The organism is Rhodopirellula sp. UBA1907 (assembly GCF_002337565.1).
Classification (GTDB): domain Bacteria; phylum Planctomycetota; class Planctomycetia; order Pirellulales; family Pirellulaceae; genus Rhodopirellula; species Rhodopirellula europaea.
In genome coordinates this window covers 5,894-6,704 of record NZ_DDGH01000096.1, presented here as the reverse complement: position 1 = coordinate 6,704, position 811 = coordinate 5,894, and the positions used below count along the sequence as shown (strand labels likewise).

At 59.9% G+C, this 811-nt stretch carries 1 protein-coding gene; it reads left to right on the top strand.

The window, feature by feature from the left end; translation table 11 throughout:
- Nucleotides 1-167 precede the first annotated feature (167 nt).
- On the top strand, nucleotides 168-811 hold a 644-nt coding region (locus B2R17_RS22925; RefSeq protein WP_286765840.1), incomplete at its 3' end, for a UxaA family hydrolase.

Sequence of the window (811 nt, the reverse complement as noted above, 5' to 3'; positions counted from 1 at the left end):
CCTTGATACTCGTGAATTTTCATCGGGGGTTCAGCCCAGTTGGCAAGCGAAAGGAATGCGAAGGTACGTCTCCTCGCCATGATGGCGAGCGAGTCCGGGGTCTGTCAGACTGCCCAGAAGTGAAAATGGTAGCAGCTCGGAAAATTCCAACCACCACCGCTCAATAGATGACTGGCACCGACCCACAATCCGCCTCCACGCCAAATCCCAATGCCGACGCGGAAGGTCCCGGAGCAGCCGGTCCAACGATGAATGATTCGGACGGCGGCGGGTCCAACGGAACCGACCACGGCGTGGTCCGACTGCATGATGGCGACAACGTTTGGATGGCCGCCCGGGCCTTGGTGGCAGGCGAAACGATCGGCAACCTCCGCATCGCAGGGTCCGCCGTTCCCGCCGGACACAAAGTCGCCGCTCAAGCGATTCCCGCCGGCGAATTGGTGATCAAATTTGGCCAGCCGATCGGCAAAGCTTCCTGCGACATCGGCGTCGGTGAACACGTGCACTCGCACAATTTGGTTGACGCTCATCAAGTCGATTCGGATTGGCGGTCGCTGGTCGGAACCGCTTTCTCAAAATCCGCTCCCGCGAAAAAGCCAACCGTTCCCGCCGAGAAAACTTGGCAAGGATTCGTGCGACCAGACGGCCAGGTCGGCACGCGAAATTACGTTCAGATTCTGGCTCGCGTGAATTGCAGTGCGACGGTTTGCCACCATGTCGCGGCCCGGTTTCCTCCCGAACGCTTGGCGGAATTCCCCAACGTGGATGGAATCGCGATCGGAACGCACACGACCGGCTGCGCGCTTCGCTA